A 16016-nucleotide genomic window follows, 5' to 3' on the forward strand; every position below is an offset into this window, starting at 1 on the left:
CTATGCCTGCCAATGCCGTCAACATAAATAAGTACTCCAGTATTCAACGAGAGGCTCATTCCCCTCACCGCGTGGGTGGCAATTTCCGCGAGCTGGGTTCCACTTTTCTCAACATTTCCCGCTTAACCGAATGTCCCTTTGACTGCCACCCTCAGATTGCCAATACTCATGGCATATTGAGGCTACCCGCATGGAACAAGGAATCCCCCTTTGAAGCTGGAACTCAAAAACAGCTTGTCGGTGAAGTTGCTACGGGTCGTGCTGCTGTCGGCCTTGGTCGTGGGTGTAGCGCTGAGCGTGGCGCAGATCGTCTTTGATGCCTACAAAACGCGCCAGGCCGTGGCCAGCGATGCCCAGCGCATCCTCGACATGTTCCGCGACCCCTCGACCCAGGCCGTCTACAGCCTGGACCGCGAGATGGGAATGCAGGTCATTGAGGGCCTGTTTCAAGACGATGCGGTACGCATGGCGTCCATCGGCCATCCCAACGAAACCATGCTCGCGGAAAAAAGCCGCGCCCTGCAGCAATCCCCCAGCCGTTGGCTGACCGACCTGATTCTTGGCCAGGAACGCACGTTCACCACGGCATTGGTGGGCAAAGGTCCCTACAGCGAGTACTACGGCGACCTGAGCATCACCCTCGACACCGCCACGTACGGCAAGGATTTTATTGTCAGCTCGGTGATTATCTTTATCTCCGGAGTACTTCGGGCCCTGGCGATGGGCCTGGTGTTGTACCTGGTCTACCACTGGCTGCTGACCAAGCCGTTGTCGCGGATCATCGAGCACCTGACGTCGATCAACCCGGACCGGCCCAGCGAACACAAGATCCCCCAGCTCAAAGGCCATGAACGCAATGAACTGGGGCTGTGGATCAATACCGCCAACCAGTTGCTCGAATCCATCGAGCGCAACACCCACCTGCGTCACGAGGCCGAGAGCAGCCTGCGGCGCATGGCGCAGTACGACTTCCTGACCGGGTTGCCCAATCGCCAGAAGCTGCAGGAACAACTGGACAAGATCCTCATCGACGCCGGACGCCGGCAGCGCCGCGTGGCGGTGTTGTGCGTGGGCCTGGACGATTTCAAGAGCGTCAACGAGCAGTTCACCTACCAGGCCGGCGACCAATTGCTGCTGGCCCTCGCCGACCGTTTGCGCGCCCATAGCGGCCGCCTCGGCGCCCTCGCCCGCCTGGGGGGCGACCAGTTCGCCCTGGTGCAGGCCGACATCGACCAACCCTACGAAGCCGCGGAGTTGGCACAAAGCATCCTCGATGACCTCGAAGCGGAATTCGCCCTCGACCACGAACAGATCCGCCTGCGCGCCACTATAGGCATCACCCTGTTTCCGGAAGATGGCGACAGCACCGAGAAGCTGCTGCAAAAAGCCGAACAGACCATGACCCTGGCCAAGAGCCGGTCACGCAACCGCTACCAGTTCTATATCGCCAGCGTCGACAGCGAAATGCGCCGCCGCCGCGAACTGGAAAAAGACCTGCGCGACGCCTTGAGTCGCAACCAGTTCCACCTGGTGTACCAACCGCAAATCAGCTACCGCGACCACCGTGTGGTGGGCGTCGAAGCGTTGATCCGCTGGCAGCACCCGGAACATGGCCTGGTGCCGCCTGACTTGTTCATCCCATTGGCCGAACAGAACGGCACCATCATCGCGATTGGCGAATGGGTACTGGACCAGGCCTGCCGGCAGTTGCGCGAATGGCATGACCTGGGTTTCACCGAGTTGCGCATGGCGGTCAACCTGTCCACCGTGCAGTTGCACCACACCGAGTTGCCGCGAGTGGTCAACAACCTGATGCAGATCTACCGCCTGCCGCCGCGCAGCCTGGAGCTGGAAGTCACCGAAACCGGCCTGATGGAGGACATCAGCACCGCCGCCCAACACCTGCTGAGCCTGCGCCGCTCCGGAGCGTTGATCGCGATTGACGACTTCGGCACCGGCTATTCATCCCTCAGTTACCTGAAAAGCCTCCCCCTGGACAAGATCAAGATCGACAAGAGCTTCGTCCAGGACCTGCTGGATGACGACGACGATGCCACCATCGTGCGGGCGATTATCCAGTTGGGTAAAAGCCTGGGCATGCAGGTGATCGCCGAAGGCGTGGAAACCGCGGAACAAGAGGCCTACATCATCTCCGAGGGTTGCCATGAGGGGCAGGGCTATCACTACAGCAAACCGCTGCCGGCGCGGGAATTGGCCGCGTATCTGAAACAGTCAGAGCGCAATAACGCCGCGATTCTTTGAACCGAGAAAACGATACTGAATATTTCCCGCGTTTAAGCCTTTACACAAAATGCAAATCTTTCGCATTATGTCGCAGTTTTGCGCTCCCCCCGCGCGCCCTATCAACAACCGAAGCAGGATGTTCGCCATGATTCGTATGCCCCTGGCCACCGCCAGTCTGCTGGCCATTGCCATTTCTCTCGCCGGTTGCGGCGAAGGTAAAGACAAGGCCGCCGCGCCACAGGCGCCGACCCCGGCTGCCAGCACTACCGCTCCAGCGGCTGCCACCCCTGCCGGCCAAGTCGACGAAGCAGCTGCCAAGGCCGTGGTCGCGCATTACGCTGACATGGTGTTCGCGGTCTACAGCGACGCCGAATCCACCGCCAAAACCCTGCAGACCGCCATCGACGCGTTCCTCGCCAAGCCGAACGACGAAACCCTGAAAGCCGCCCGCGCGGCCTGGGTTGCCGCACGCGTCCCGTACCTGCAGAGCGAAGTGTTCCGCTTCGGCAACACCATCATCGACGACTGGGAAGGCCAGGTGAACGCATGGCCGCTGGACGAAGGCCTGATCGACTACGTCGACAAGTCCTACGAACACGCCCTGGGTAACCCAGGCGCGACCGCCAACATCGTCGCCAACACCGAAGTCCAGGTCGGCGAAGACAAGGTCGACGTGAAGGAAATCACCCCGGAAAAACTTGCCAGCCTCAACGAGCTGGGCGGTTCCGAAGCCAACGTCGCCACCGGCTACCACGCCATCGAATTCCTGCTCTGGGGCCAGGACCTGAACGGCACCGGCCCTGGCGCCGGCAACCGCCCAGCATCGGACTACCTGACCGGCGACGGCGCCACGGGCGGCCACAACGAGCGTCGCCGCGCCTACCTGAGCGCCGTGACCCAGCTGCTGGTGAGCGACCTGGAAGAAATGGTCGGCAACTGGAAGCCAAACGTCGCCGACAACTACCGCGCCACCCTGGAGGCTGAACCGGCCACCGACGGCCTTCGCAAAATGCTGTTCGGCATGGGTAGCCTGTCCCTCGGCGAACTGGCTGGTGAGCGTATGAAAGTGTCCCTGGAAGCCAACTCGCCGGAAGACGAGCAGGACTGCTTCAGCGACAACACCCACAACTCGCACTTCTACGACGCCAAGGGCATCCGCAACGTCTACCTGGGCGAATACACCCGCACCGACGGCACCAAGCTGACCGGTGCCAGCCTGTCGTCCCTGGTGGCCAAGGTCGACCCGGCTGCCGACAGCGCGCTGAAGGCAGACCTGGCAGCGACCGAAGCGAAGATCCAAGTCATGGTTGACCACGCCAACAAGGGTGAGCACTACGACCAGTTGATCGCGGCCGGTAACGATGCGGGCAACCAGATCGTGCGTGACGCCATCGCGGCGCTGGTCAAGCAGACCGGTTCGATCGAAGCGGCGGCGGGCAAGCTGGGCATCAGCGACCTGAACCCGGACAACGCTGATCACGAGTTCTGATCAACGCCGAGTTGAATGAGGCGGCCTTCGGGTCGCCTTTTTAATGCCTGCATCAAACACCACAAACCCCATGTGGGAGCGGGCTTGCTCGCGAATGCGCTGTATCAGTCACTGGATATTTGGCTGACCCACCGCATTCGCGAGCAAGCCCGCTCCCACACAAGCCCACTCCCACATTTGCTCGGTATCGCCTGAAGGGGCCGGTTTACAAGACCTGCACCCCAGGTAGAATGGCGCCTCTGCCCAATCACCCGAGCTCACTTCATGGCGTTGCCGACCCTACGCATCATCGGTTTCATCATCGGCATCTTCCTGATCACCCTCGCAATCGCCATGGTGGTGCCCATGGCCACCCTGGTGATCTTCGAACGCACCCGCGACCTGCCCTCGTTCCTGTGGGCCAGCATGATCACCTTTCTCGCCGGCCTGGCCCTGGTCATCCCCGGCCGCCCCGAACACGTGCACCTGCGCCCACGGGACATGTACCTGCTCACCGTCACAAGCTGGGTAGTGGTATGCATCTTTGCCGCGCTGCCGTTCCTGCTGACCCAGCACATCAGCTACACCGACTCGTTTTTCGAAAGCATGTCCGGCATCACCGCCACCGGCTCCACCGTATTGAGCGGGCTGGACAGCATGTCGCCGGGCATCCTGATGTGGCGCTCGCTGCTGCACTGGCTCGGCGGTATCGGCTTTATCGGCATGGCAGTGGCGATCCTGCCGCTGCTGCGCATCGGTGGCATGCGTCTGTTCCAGACCGAATCCTCGGACCGCTCGGAAAAGGTCATGCCGCGCTCACACATGGTGGCGCGCCTGATCGTGGCGGCGTACGTGGGCATCACCATCCTGGGCAGCCTGGCGTTCTGGTGGGCCGGCATGGGTTTGTTCGATGCGATCAACCACGCGATGTCGGCGATTTCCACCGGCGGCTTCTCCACCTCCGATGAGTCGCTGGCCCACTGGAAACAACCGGCGGTGCACTGGGTCGCGGTGGTGGTGATGATCCTCGGCAGCCTGCCGTTCACCCTGTATGTCGCCACGTTACGCGGCAACCGCAAGGCGCTGGTCAAGGATCAGCAGGTGCAGGGCTTGCTCGGCTTGCTGTTGGTAACCTGGCTGGTGCTCGGCACCTGGTACTGGTGGACCACCGACCTGCATTGGCTGGACGCCCTGCGCCACGTGGCGCTGAACGTTACCTCGGTGGTGACCACTACAGGTTTTGCACTGGGGGACTACAGCCTGTGGGGCAACTTCTCACTGATGCTGTTTTTCTACCTGGGCTTTATCGGCGGCTGCTCCGGCTCCACGGCGGGCGGGATCAAGATCTTCCGCTTCCAGGTCGCCTACATCCTGCTCAAGGCCAACTTGAACCAATTGATTCACCCTCGCGCGGTGATCAAGCAGAAGTACAACGGCCACCGTCTCGACGAAGAAATCGTACGCTCGATCCTGACTTTTTCGTTCTTCTTCGCCATCACCATCTGCGCCATCGCCCTTGCACTGTCGCTGCTCGGCCTGGACTGGATGACCGCGCTGACCGGCGCTGCCAGCACGGTGTCCGGCGTCGGCCCGGGCCTGGGGGAAACCATCGGCCCGGCCGGCAACTTCGCCAGCCTGCCGGATGCGGCCAAGTGGATCCTGTCGCTCGGCATGCTGCTCGGCCGACTGGAGATCATTACGGTCTTTGTTCTGTGTATTCCGGCGTTTTGGCGCCACTGACCGTCGACGCTTCGAGCAACCGCGTCCGGTATTCACCGGGCGTGGCATCGAACCAGCGACGGAAGGCGCGGAAGAAATTGCTCGGGTCGGCAAACCCCAACAGGTAGGCAATTTCCAGCAAGGTCATGCTCGGTTGCGCCAGGTATTGCTCGGCCAGTTCGCGACGGGTGTCATCAAGCAGGGTCTGAAAACTGGTGCCCTCCTCCTGCAATCGCCGTTGCAGGGTGCGCTGGGACAGGTGCAGCGTCTGCGCCACCACTTCGCGCTTGGGCTCACCCTGGGGCAACAGGCGGCACAGCACCTGCCGGGCCTTGTGGGTCACGCGGCTTTCCGAGAAGCGCGCCAGGTACTCACCGGCAAACCGATCATGCAGCAGCGCCATGGCCTCGTTGGCGGTGGGCAGTGGCGCCTCCATGTCGGCCTGCTCGAAAATCAGTGCATCGTAGGCCGCGTTGAATTCCAGCGGGGCATGGAAGGCTTGTTTGTACGGCCCCAGGTCCACCGGGTGATCGCCTTGCAACAGCACTTTACGCGGCTGCAGGGTGCGGCCGCTGAGCCAGCCGCACAGCGCCAAAGCACTGGCCAGCGAGGCTTCGGCGCTTTGCCGGGTGGGCGGCAGGTGATCGCCATGCACCGTCAGAATCAACGCATAGCCTTCAGGTAGCAGGCGGAAACTCAGGTCGGCACTTTCGGCAATGATCCGCTGGTAACGCACTAGGCGCATAAACCCCTCGGCCAGCGTGTTGCTCGACATCAACGCATACCCGGCCACATGAAACGAGGCCGGGCGCACCACCTTGCCCATGTTCAGACCAATTGCCGGGTTGCCGGACAGTTCCACCGCACGCTGCCACAGGCGGGTCATGGAGTCTTGCGCAAACCGTGCATCGGGGTCATTCAGGGCGGCGTAATCCAGGCCCAGTTGCTTGAACAGCGTCCGGCAGTCCAGGCCATCCATTTCCAATGCCTTAACTATCCCCATCGCCCAGCTTGCAGAAGTTGTTCGTTCGCTCATGGCGTCTTCTTAATAAAGCAGGCTTAAACGGCAGCCAGGAAAGCCAAGGATACTAAAGTGGCATCTATTGTCACTGGCCGTTACCACTGATCACTCTAGACTCAAATAAGCTCCCCGCCGAACATCTGTTGGGCGGCACAACAATCAAAGGGCCGGCAATCGTGGAAAATATCAAGCAATTCAATAGCTTTGCTGAGTTCTACCCGTATTACCTGGGCGAGCATGCCAACAGTACCTGCCGGCGCCTGCATTTCATCGGCACCACCCTGGTGATCGGCATCCTGGCCTATGCCATTGGTCGGGGCTCATTGGCGTTGCTGCTGGCCATACCGATTGCCGGCTACAGCTTTGCCTGGATCGGCCACTTCTTCTTCGAAAGGAACCGCCCGGCGACCTTCAAGCACCCGTTCTACAGCTTATTGGGGGATTTTGTGATGTATCGCGACATGATCCTCGGCAAAGTCCCGTTCTAGACGTGTGACCCCATGTCACTTGCGTTAAATGATCAAAGTTCTGACATCCGCCGACAGAAAAATCTTTTTGTCATTTGCAGTGCTGTATCCTGCCAAGGCTTTTTGAGAGCGCGGAATCACCTGCGATTGAAAAAACAGACCTTGCGAGGAGCGACGACGATGCACGAGATACCTAATCTCCCCTTCCCAAGCCTGCACGAAACTGAGCAGCCAACACCGCAGCAGGCCAGCCCAAAGCAGCCTGAGGCCAAAGAAGCAAAACCAGTCGACGGCAAAAGCCAGGGCTGACGCCGCACCAGACCGTGTGGAAAGCGCAGCTTTGCGCGCTTTCCACACTGCCTGAATAGACCTGGATAGACGCCATGACAGATACCCCGGATACCGCCGTCCTCGACGCTGCCTTGCAGATGGTCGACGTCTGGAACCGCCTCAGCGCGGACAAACAAGCCCTGCTGCTCAAGCGCTTTGGCACCCAGGAAAACGCCTTGGCCGCCCTGGTCACCACCCAATTGCTCGCCCCGTCCAAGTCCTGACGTCTTTCTGATCTGACGTTTTTGGAATTTACCGCCCTGCGTGGGCCAAACCATCGGTATCATTAGCAGCCTATCTTTACCTGCTGCGACTGTGGACCTCTCCCATGCCAGATACCCAGCGCCCCATGGCGGTCACGCTGCAAGTTGTTTCCATCGTGTTGTTTACCTTTATCGGCTACCTGAATATCGGCATCCCCCTCGCCGTATTGCCCGGCTATGTCCACAGTGAACTGGGCTACGGTGCCGTTATCGCCGGCCTGGTGATCAGCTTGCAATACCTGGCCACCCTGCTGAGCCGCCCGTATGCCGGCAAAATCATCGACAACCTGGGCAGCAAGCGCGCGGTATTGATCGGGTTGGTCGGCTGTGGCCTGAGCGGTGTGTTCATGCTGCTGGCCGCGTGGTTTTCCAGCCTGCCGGCGATCAGCCTGGGCAGCCTGCTCATCGGGCGCCTGGTGCTGGGCAGCGCGGAAAGCCTGGTGGGTTCTGGCGCCATCGGCTGGGGCATCGGCCGTGTCGGCGCGGCCAATACGGCCAAGGTCATTTCGTGGAATGGTATCGCCAGCTATGGCGCACTGGCCGTCGGCGCACCGTTGGGCGTGTTGCTGGTGAAAAGCCTGGGCCTGTGGAGCATGGGCGTCAGCATCATCCTGCTCGCCGTCATCGGCCTGCTGCTGGCCTGGAAGAAGGAAGCCGCGCCCATCGTCGCCGGCGTGCGCCTGCCGTTCATGAACGTGCTGGGCCGCGTACTGCCCCACGGTTGCGCGCTGGCGCTGGGCTCGATCGGATTCGGCACCATCGCCACCTTTATCACCCTGTATTACACCACCCAGCACTGGGACAACGCGGTGTGGGCCCTGAGCCTGTTCGGTGCGAGCTTTATCGGTGCGCGCCTGTTGTTTGGCAACTTGATCAACCGCATCGGCGGCTTTCGCGTGGCGATTGCCTGCCTGTCGGTGGAGATCCTTGGCCTGCTGCTGCTATGGCTGGCGCCGGACGCCAACCTGGCCCTGGCGGGTGCAGCATTGAGCGGCTTCGGTTTTTCCCTGGTGTTTCCGGCGCTGGGCGTGGAGGCGGTCAATCTGGTACCCGCCTCCAGCCGTGGCTCGGCGGTGGGCGCCTACTCGTTGTTCATCGACTTGTCCCTGGGGATCACCGGACCGCTGGCTGGGGCGGTCGCGGCCGGCTTTGGCTTTGCATCGATCTTCCTGTTCGCCGCCCTCGCCGCCCTCGGTGGCTTGCTGCTCAGCGTTTACCTGTACCGCCAGGCGCCCAAAGCCCGCGAAACGCGCGGCGACTAAAAGTCGACCTTGCCGCGCCCGGCCTTGATGTTGCCGCGCTTGGTCTTGGATTCGAGGCGACGCTTTTTCGAGCCCAGCGTCGGCTTGGTCGGGCGGCGCTTCTTCTCGACCTTGGTGGCACTGAGGATCAACTCCACCAGACGCTCCAGCGCATCCGCGCGGTTCTGCTCCTGGGTCCGGTACTGCTGGGCTTTCAACACCAGCACGCCGTCGCTGGTGATGCGGCTGTCACGCAGCGCCAGCAGCCGCTCCTTGTAGAACTCCGGCAACGACGACGCAGGGATGTCAAAACGCAGGTGCACCGCGCTCGATACCTTGTTGACGTTCTGCCCACCGGCGCCCTGGGCGCGAATGGCGGTCAGCTCGATCTCGGCATCGGGCAAGTGCACATTGTTGGAAATCACCAGCATCAATCAAACACCCTAAGCAACGGACAAGCCCAACTCGGACAACAACATCGACGCCTGGGCTATGGAAATCACGGCGCCTTTGAACAGTTTGGCATCATTGAGGCGAAAACCGCTCAAATCCAAGCCGATCAGGCCTAAAGGACCGCTGTGCCGGTCACGCATTAAAACGAGGCGCGAGTCTAACCTGCCAGCGCCCACAAAAAACCCGGCAAAGCGCCGGGTTTCGTGTTTTCAGGCGTTGGCTTATTTCAACGCCGCATTCGCCGAGGCTTGCACCGCTTCGGCACTGCGCTTGTTCTTGATGCCATAACACACCGCCATAAACGCCACCCACACAGGGATCGCGTACACCGACACCTGGATGCCCGGGATCATCAGCATCACCACCAGGATAAACGCCACGAACGCCAGGCAGATGTAGTTGCCGTACGGGTACCACAGCGCCTTGAACAGCGGCACCTGGCCGGTGCGGTTCATGTGCTGGCGGAACTTGAAGTGCGAGAAGCTGATCATCGCCCAGTTGATCACCAGCGTGGCCACGACCAACGACATCAGCAGTTCCAGCGCGTGCTGCGGGATCAGGTAGTTCATCAGCACCGCCACCAGCGTCACCGCCGCCGAGGCGAGGATCGAACGCACCGGCACGCCGCGCTTGTCGATCTTGGCCAGCGCTTTGGGTGCATCGCCCTGCTCGGCCATGCCCAGCAGCATACGGCTGTTGCAGTACGTGCCGCTGTTGTACACCGACAGTGCCGCGGTCAGGACCACGAAGTTGAGGATGTGCGCAGCGGTGTTGCTGCCGAGCATCGAGAACACTTGCACGAACGGGCTGCCGCTATAGGCATCGCCGGACGCGTTGAGGGTGGTCAACAGGCTGTCCCACGGGGTCAGCGACAGCAGCACAACCAGCGCGCCGATGTAGAAAATCAGGATGCGGTAGATCACCTGGTTGATCGCTTTCGGGATCACGGTGCGTGGCTGGTCGGCTTCGGCAGCGGTGAAGCCGAGCATTTCCAGGCCACCGAAGGAGAACATGATGATCGCCATGGCCATCACCAGGCCGCCAACGCCGTGGGGGAAGAAACCGCCGTGTTCCCACAGGTTGCTCACCGAAGCTTGCGGGCCGCCGCTGCCGCTGACCAGCAGGTAGCTGCCCAGGGCGATCATGCCGACAATGGCCACCACCTTGATGATCGCGAACCAGAACTCGGCCTCACCGAAGACTTTGACGTTGGCCAGGTTGATCAGGTTGATCAGCACGAAGAACGCCGCCGCCGAGACCCAGGTCGGGATCTCCGGCCACCAGTAATGCACGTATTTGCCGACGGCCGTCAGCTCCGACATGCCCACCAGGATGTACAGGATCCAGCAGTTCCAGCCCGACAGGAAGCCGGCGAAACCGCCCCAGTACTTATGGGCAAAGTGGCTGAAGGAACCGGCGACCGGCTCTTCGACAATCATTTCGCCAAGCTGGCGCATGATCATGAAGGCGATGAAGCCGCAGATGGCATAGCCCAGGATCATCGATGGGCCGGCGGATTTGAGCACCCCGGCCGAGCCGAGGAACAGGCCGGTACCGATGGCGCCACCGAGGGCGATCAGCTGGATATGACGATTTTTCAGGCCGCGTTTCAGCTCGCCTGAAGAGGAATGGGGTCCACTCATGAAAAGGGTCTCACGCAAGGTTTGATGATGTTGAATACACGTAGCTGCCGTGAATCTCGACTCAAGCAGCCCCGCTCAAACCCCAGCGCAGGCACCAGGAGTACAGCGTCGTTCTAAGGGTCATGCGTCACCTGTTTGTTTTTATCTGTGACGAAATCGAACCCGTCCGGCTCGTAGCCAAACGGAGTGATCAGGGTAGGCAAACCCTGAGGTCTTGGCCTTTCGCGTGGTTGCGCAAGGAGGGGTCACAGTAAAACGCGGCGCATTGTACACCGCTCGACTGCTTGGGGCCGCTCTCGAATGGTGCGTGCGACGAACTGTCAGGTATTCCTTACGGCAACCGCTACGCCAATGAACCCGCCACAGACCCGTAAATTTATCGTTACAGGGCGGAAAACCTACGTTACGGCTGTCAGTTTTAGAAAAATTGGCGGTCGCCGATTGGTTCAAAATCAGCACCGCCAGCCTGCTGTATTTCCTCAGGAAAAAATCCCCATGGAAAACCGCAACAAAAATCGCCAATGGAACCGTGTCATTAAATTTTTTGCTTTCTGAAACACTCTCTCCTAGGTTCAAACCACTTGCCGGTCGGCAAGCCATTCCGAAAATGCCTTCAAGGAGAGACAGCATGCACACACTGGAAAACGCTCTGGAAACCGAACTGCAACTCGACGATTGGTTTGAAGCCCCTACCCATGAGGCCGCCGTGGAAATGATGCAAGCCGACGCCGTGGTGCCGTTTGGCACCGCGATGTGGCCGTAACGCCCGACAGGCTCCTGGCAGGTGCTGTGCACGGCACCTGCCCCCCTTACCCAAGGCACACAAGGACACCCGTCATGGACAAGGCCCGCGCTGTCGAACACTTTCTTTACTACCTCGCCCACCACCCGGCCCTCACCGGCCTGAACTGCCCCACCGTACTGCTGGGCCACACCGCGCGATATGAGGCGATTGCCTTGGCCATCACCCACGCCAGCGCGGCGCGTTTCAACTTCCAGGTGCAGCGCCTGGATCTGGCCAGCAGCGAGACCCTGGCCCAGGCCATCGAAAGCTGCGACCTGTACCTGTTCCTGTACGACTCGTCGACACTGCCCAACCCCAGCGCCCAAGGCCCGGCGTTTATCCGCGACCTGCAAGGGGTGATGGCGGAGCACTGGCAGAAGTCCCTGCTGTTCAAGGATTACGGCGACTACTTCTACGACACCTTCAGCGTCGAGCCCCAGCGCATCGCCGACCTCAACGCCACGCTGATCCGGCGCCTGTCCCAGGCCCAGGTGCTGAGCTTTACCGACAAGCACGGTTCACGCCTTCAGGCGCCGCTGAGCAGCGTGCGCAAGTGGACCAATATCAACGGCGTCGGCAACCACGACCTGGCGCCCGGCGAAATCGCCACCCACAGCGAAGCCATCAATGGCCAGGTACGGTTTGTCGGTACTTTCCTCAGCACCATCCCGTTTGCGCGCAAGTACGGCGTGCTGCAATCGCCACTGCAGTTGTGGATCGAAAATTCGACGGTGTGCAGCGTGGCCAGTGATGTGCCGGGGCTGGTGGAGGATTTCAACAAGTACCTGAACGCCAACCCGTCGAACCGGCGCGTGGAGGAATTGGGGATTGGCACCAATGAAGGGGTCAAGGATCTGTATGCGCGCAATGCGGGCTTCGAGGAGCGCCACTGCGGCTTGCACCTGGGCTTGGGCGGCGGGCAGAAAGGCAGCCACCATCTGGACCTGATCTTCGCCAGCGGGGTGTTGGCACTGGATGACAAGCCGGTGTTTGATGGCAGCTTTGCCTTCTGAATCCCGCTATCAGCAGCGCTGGGGAGCCCCCACACACATTTTTTGAATGGCAAAAAAAAACGCCAACCCGAGGGTTGGCGTTTTCAGGCCGCGCTTAAAACATCACTGCGGCTTCTTGCGACCAAAACCAGGACGCTGGCCCGAACCGGCCGGCGCGCCACGGCGCTTGCCCGACGGCTCGTCCGCGACCAGTTTCGGGCCAGGGCGCTTGTTCGCCGCCGGCTTGGCTGGACGCTTGGTGCTGGCGTTGTCGGCCGGGCGCTCGGCTTCACCACGGTTGCTGCGACCACCCGTCGGAGCCGGACGCGGTGCACGTGGAGCGCGCTCGCCTTCCTGACGCGATGGCGCGGTTGGGCGGCGCTCGCCTTCGATGTGCGGCTCACGGGAGATACGACCGCCGGTGGCCGGTGCATTCAACGCTGGGCGCAGCGTGCGCGCAACACGCTCGGTACGCGCCACAGGACGCGACGATTTACGCTGCATACGCTCAAGCTTGTCTTTGCTCTTGGCGTTCATCTGCGGCATGGCGACCGGCGTCAGGCCGACTTCGGCGCTGAGGATGTCGACTTCGTACTGGCTCATTTCGCGCCAGCGGCCCATCGGCAGGTCGGAGTTCAGGAACACCGGGCCGAAACGCACGCGCTTCAGGCGGCTGACCACCAGGCCCTGGGATTCCCACAGGCGACGGACTTCACGGTTACGGCCTTCCATCACCACGCAGTGGTACCAGTGGTTGAAACCTTCGCCGCCTGGAGCCTGCTTGATGTCGGTGAACTTGGCCGGGCCGTCTTCGAGGACCACACCGGCTTTCAAGCGCTCAATCATCTCGTCATCGACTTCGCCACGTACACGCACGGCGTATTCGCGGTCCATCTCATAGGACGGGTGCATCAGGCGGTTGGCCAGTTCACCGTCGGTGGTGAACATCAGCAAGCCAGTGGTGTTGATGTCCAGGCGCCCGATGTTGATCCAACGGCCTTCTTTAGGCTTGGGCATCTTGTCGAACACGGTCGGACGGCCTTCCGGGTCGTCACGGGTGCAGATCTCGCCATCGGGCTTGTTGTACATGATCACGCGGCGCACCGATTCGGCGGCCTCTTCACGCTTGATGACCTTGCCATCAATGGTGATTGCATCGTGCAGGTCGACGCGCTGGCCGAGGGTAGCCTCGACGCCGTTGACCTTGATGCGCTTCTGGGTGATCCAGGCTTCGACGTCGCGGCGCGAGCCCACGCCGATACGCGCCAGCACCTTTTGCAGTTTTTCGCCTGCTGGGCCGATTTCCTGGCTGTCGTTCTGGTCTTTGTCGTTCATCTTAAGCACCTCCCGGTGGGTCGATTCAGGCGTGGCCTGAAGAGTGTTGAAAGCGGGGTCTAGGCCGAAGAGGTCGGCGAAGGGTCGCGAATCATACGCGTATGCTGCGCGTTGCGCATCAGAGACTAGTTGATAAAGGCAAAGTCGCTGGCCTTGCGCCGACCAGTGGCCCACAGCAGATCAACATGTGGGAGCGGCGGTGCGACGATTCGACTTGCTCGCGAATGCGGTGTGTCAGTTACCACACAAGTCAACTGATAGACCGCTTTCGCGAGCAAGCCCGCTCCCACAGGGGGTTCAGCAGTGTTTGCGGGATTGGGTCAGTCTTCGAATTCGCGTCGCTCAGCTTCGATGGCTTCGGCCAATGCACGGGCTTCGGCTTCTTCGTCGCTCAAGGCCGGCTGTTCGAGGGCGGCGACGGCGGCCAGGAGTTTTTCGCGGGCTTGGGCAACGCCGAGGATGTCTTCCTCGGGTTCGGGTTCGGGTTCAGCAATCTCTGCGGCCTCAGGCTCAACGGCACCATCACGCAACAAATCATCAAAGTCAGTCTTGATGCCCTGCTCCATGTCGTCCAATTCCAGCAACAAGGTGTGGAAGCTGGTTTCGTCCTTCGGCTCTTCCGGCTCGGCGCTGGCATCGGCCAGCTCTTGCAGGCTGGCGGGCACAGGTGCGTCGTCGAAGTCCAGCACCGGGTCCGGCTCCATCTCGCGCAGTTCGGCCAACGGCGGCAAGTCATCGAGGTTTTTCAGGTTGAAGTGGTCGAGAAACACCTTGGTGGTTGCAAACATCGCCGGTTTGCCGGGCACGTCGCGGTAGCCGACGATGCGAATCCACTCGCGCTCCAGCAGGGTCTTGACGATATGGCTGTTGACCGCCACGCCCCGTACGTCCTCGATCTCGCCCCGGGTAATCGGTTGGCGATAGGCGATCAGCGCCATGGTCTCCAGCATCGCCCGCGAATAACGCTGCGGGCGCTCTTCCCACAGTCGGCCGACCCACGGGGAAAACTTCTCACGGATCTGCAAGCGATAGCCTGACGCAACTTCGCGCAATTCAAAGGCTCGGCCATCGCAGGATTTGCGCAGAATCTCCAGCGCCTTCTTGAACACCGGCGGCTCAGGGCGCTCGGCTTCTTCAAACAGTTCGAACAGGCGCTCCAACGATTGGGGCTTACCCGAGGCCAGTAGAAAAGCCTCCAGGAGCGGGGCCAGTTCGCGGGGTTCAGTCAGATTCATCGATTCAGCTCTTTATTCGGCTCGCGCCCGCACGTGGATAGCCGCAAAAGGCTCATTCTGGACCAGCTCGACCAAGGATTCCTTGACCAATTCAAGGACCGCCATGAAGGTCACCACTACCCCCAAACGCCCTTCTTCTTTAGTGAACAGCTCGACGAACGGCACAAACCCGCCGCCCTTGAGGCGCTCGAGCACATCACTCATGCGTTCGCGGGTGGACAGCGCCTCGCGGCTGACCTGATGACTCTCGAACATATCGCCACGGCGCAGCACCTCGGCCATGGACATCAACAATTCTTCCAGGCTTACATCCGGCAACAGCTTTCGGGCGCGGGCCTCGGGCGCATCCAGCTTGGGCACCACCACGTCACGACCGACTCGGCTCAGACCGTCGATACCTTCGGCAGCAGCCTTGAAACGCTCGTACTCTTGCAGGCGACGGATCAGTTCGGCACGCGGATCGTCTTCTTCGGCTTCCACCGTCTCCGAACGCGGCAGCAGCATGCGCGACTTGATCTCGGCGAGCATCGCGGCCATCACCAGGTACTCGGCGGCCAGCTCCAGGCGCACCGACTGCATCAGCTCGACATAGCCCATGTACTGGCGGGTGATTTCCGCCACCGGGATGTCGAGGATGTTGATGTTCTGCTTGCGAATCAAGTACAGCAGCAGGTCCAGCGGGCCCTCGAAGGCTTCCAGGAAGACTTCCAGGGCGTCCGGCGGGATGTACAGGTCCAGGGGCATTTCCATGACCGCCTGGCCATAGACCATGGCAAATGGCAGTTCCTGCTGGGCGCCGGCCTGGGGATCAACGGTTTCCA

15 protein-coding genes are annotated in these 16016 nt (G+C 61.1%); 9 read left to right on the forward strand and 6 right to left on the reverse strand.

The genetic code is table 11. The features are described from left to right. Positions 1 to 210 precede the first annotated feature (210 nt). From LIY36_RS15600 to LIY36_RS15610, 3 genes are all read left to right on the forward strand, one after another. Positions 211 to 2262 carry a putative bifunctional diguanylate cyclase/phosphodiesterase gene (locus tag LIY36_RS15600; RefSeq protein WP_192299389.1) on the forward strand — a complete coding sequence of 684 codons (2052 nt, stop codon included), beginning with the start codon at positions 211 to 213 and terminating at the stop codon, positions 2260 to 2262. Positions 2263 to 2389: 127 nt separating this feature from the next. Then, positions 2390 to 3733: an imelysin family protein gene (locus LIY36_RS15605; RefSeq protein WP_226456229.1), complete on the forward strand. Its 1344-nt coding sequence runs from the start codon at positions 2390 to 2392 to the stop codon at positions 3731 to 3733. Positions 3734 to 3997: 264 nt separating this feature from the next. Then, positions 3998 to 5452: a TrkH family potassium uptake protein gene (locus LIY36_RS15610; protein WP_192299391.1), complete on the forward strand. Its 1455-nt coding sequence runs from the start codon at positions 3998 to 4000 to the stop codon at positions 5450 to 5452. Here LIY36_RS15610 and LIY36_RS15615 read toward each other — a convergent pair. After that, positions 5409 to 6467: an AraC family transcriptional regulator gene (locus LIY36_RS15615; protein WP_192299392.1), complete on the reverse strand. Its 1059-nt coding sequence runs from the start codon at positions 6465 to 6467 to the stop codon at positions 5409 to 5411. The genes LIY36_RS15610 and LIY36_RS15615 overlap by 44 nt on opposite strands. Before the next feature lie 161 nt (positions 6468 to 6628). On the opposite strand from LIY36_RS15615, the gene LIY36_RS15620 reads away from it, so the two are divergent. From LIY36_RS15620 to LIY36_RS15635, 4 genes are all read left to right on the forward strand, one after another. Continuing rightward, entirely contained in the window at positions 6629 to 6940 is a 312-nt protein-coding gene (locus LIY36_RS15620; protein WP_192299393.1) for a DUF962 domain-containing protein, read from the forward strand. 12 nt (positions 6941 to 6952) lie between these two features. After that, positions 6953 to 7228: a hypothetical protein gene (locus tag LIY36_RS15625; protein ID WP_192299578.1), complete on the forward strand. Its 276-nt coding sequence runs from the start codon at positions 6953 to 6955 to the stop codon at positions 7226 to 7228. A 74-nt stretch (positions 7229 to 7302) separates the two neighbouring features. Further along, positions 7303 to 7473: a hypothetical protein gene (locus LIY36_RS15630; RefSeq protein WP_226456230.1), complete on the forward strand. Its 171-nt coding sequence runs from the start codon at positions 7303 to 7305 to the stop codon at positions 7471 to 7473. A gap of 104 nt (positions 7474 to 7577) precedes the next feature. Further along, positions 7578 to 8774 (forward strand): MFS transporter, encoded by a 1197-nt coding sequence (locus LIY36_RS15635; protein ID WP_226456231.1) that lies wholly within the window; start codon positions 7578 to 7580, stop codon positions 8772 to 8774. Here the strand turns inward: LIY36_RS15635 and arfB are convergent. Continuing rightward, a complete protein-coding gene (gene arfB, locus LIY36_RS15640) occupies positions 8771 to 9184 on the reverse strand; it encodes an alternative ribosome rescue aminoacyl-tRNA hydrolase ArfB (protein ID WP_192299396.1) in 414 nt (137 codons plus the stop codon). The two genes, LIY36_RS15635 and arfB, sit on opposite strands and share 4 nt — an antisense overlap. Before the next feature lie 243 nt (positions 9185 to 9427). Next, on the reverse strand, positions 9428 to 10849 hold the full coding sequence (locus LIY36_RS15645; RefSeq protein WP_192299397.1) for an amino acid permease: 1422 nt from the start codon (positions 10847 to 10849) through the stop codon (positions 9428 to 9430). A gap of 628 nt (positions 10850 to 11477) precedes the next feature. Here LIY36_RS15645 and LIY36_RS27685 point away from each other — a divergent pair. Further along, the gene (locus LIY36_RS27685; RefSeq protein ID WP_263864820.1) at positions 11478 to 11612 is read left to right on the forward strand and encodes a hypothetical protein; all 135 of its coding nucleotides are present in this window, start codon (positions 11478 to 11480) and stop codon (positions 11610 to 11612) included. 74 nt (positions 11613 to 11686) lie between these two features. Next, positions 11687 to 12646 carry a leucyl aminopeptidase gene (locus LIY36_RS15650; protein ID WP_226456232.1) on the forward strand — a complete coding sequence of 320 codons (960 nt, stop codon included), beginning with the start codon at positions 11687 to 11689 and terminating at the stop codon, positions 12644 to 12646. Between the two features lie 102 nt (positions 12647 to 12748). On the opposite strand, the gene rluB is transcribed toward LIY36_RS15650, so the two are convergent. From rluB to LIY36_RS15665, 3 genes are all read right to left on the reverse strand, one after another. Continuing rightward, a complete protein-coding gene (gene rluB, locus LIY36_RS15655) occupies positions 12749 to 13960 on the reverse strand; it encodes a 23S rRNA pseudouridine(2605) synthase RluB (protein ID WP_192299399.1) in 1212 nt (403 codons plus the stop codon). Between the two features lie 320 nt (positions 13961 to 14280). Beyond that, the gene (scpB, locus tag LIY36_RS15660; RefSeq protein ID WP_226456233.1) at positions 14281 to 15195 is read right to left on the reverse strand and encodes an SMC-Scp complex subunit ScpB; all 915 of its coding nucleotides are present in this window, start codon (positions 15193 to 15195) and stop codon (positions 14281 to 14283) included. Positions 15196 to 15207: 12 nt separating this feature from the next. Further along, the gene (locus tag LIY36_RS15665) at positions 15208 to 15906 is read right to left on the reverse strand and encodes a segregation and condensation protein A (RefSeq protein WP_177325347.1); all 699 of its coding nucleotides are present in this window, start codon (positions 15904 to 15906) and stop codon (positions 15208 to 15210) included. Between the last annotated feature and the right edge of the window lie 110 nt (positions 15907 to 16016).

The sequence above is a fragment of the Pseudomonas sp. AF03-9 genome (assembly GCF_020515815.1).
In the GTDB taxonomy this organism is placed as follows: Bacteria; Pseudomonadota; Gammaproteobacteria; order Pseudomonadales; family Pseudomonadaceae; genus Aquipseudomonas.

What these genes read in the sequence shown, in the direction of transcription:
- LIY36_RS15605 (WP_226456229.1), top strand. Translation starts at nt 2,390, where the DNA reads ATGATTCGTATGCCCCTGGCCACCGCCAGTCTGCTGGCCATTGCCATT.
- LIY36_RS15610 (WP_192299391.1), top strand. Translation starts at nt 3,998, where the DNA reads ATGGCGTTGCCGACCCTACGCATCATCGGTTTCATCATCGGCATCTTC.
- LIY36_RS15615 (WP_192299392.1), bottom strand. Translation starts at nt 6,467, where the DNA reads ATGAGCGAACGAACAACTTCTGCAAGCTGGGCGATGGGGATAGTTAAG.
- LIY36_RS15625 (WP_192299578.1), top strand. Translation starts at nt 6,953, where the DNA reads ATGTCACTTGCGTTAAATGATCAAAGTTCTGACATCCGCCGACAGAAA.
- LIY36_RS15630 (WP_226456230.1), top strand. Translation starts at nt 7,303, where the DNA reads ATGACAGATACCCCGGATACCGCCGTCCTCGACGCTGCCTTGCAGATG.
- LIY36_RS15635 (WP_226456231.1), top strand. Translation starts at nt 7,578, where the DNA reads ATGCCAGATACCCAGCGCCCCATGGCGGTCACGCTGCAAGTTGTTTCC.
- arfB (WP_192299396.1), bottom strand. Translation starts at nt 9,184, where the DNA reads ATGCTGGTGATTTCCAACAATGTGCACTTGCCCGATGCCGAGATCGAG.
- LIY36_RS15645 (WP_192299397.1), bottom strand. Translation starts at nt 10,849, where the DNA reads ATGAGTGGACCCCATTCCTCTTCAGGCGAGCTGAAACGCGGCCTGAAA.
- LIY36_RS27685 (WP_263864820.1), top strand. Translation starts at nt 11,478, where the DNA reads ATGCACACACTGGAAAACGCTCTGGAAACCGAACTGCAACTCGACGAT.
- LIY36_RS15650 (WP_226456232.1), top strand. Translation starts at nt 11,687, where the DNA reads ATGGACAAGGCCCGCGCTGTCGAACACTTTCTTTACTACCTCGCCCAC.
- rluB (WP_192299399.1), bottom strand. Translation starts at nt 13,960, where the DNA reads ATGAACGACAAAGACCAGAACGACAGCCAGGAAATCGGCCCAGCAGGC.
- scpB (WP_226456233.1), bottom strand. Translation starts at nt 15,195, where the DNA reads ATGAATCTGACTGAACCCCGCGAACTGGCCCCGCTCCTGGAGGCTTTT.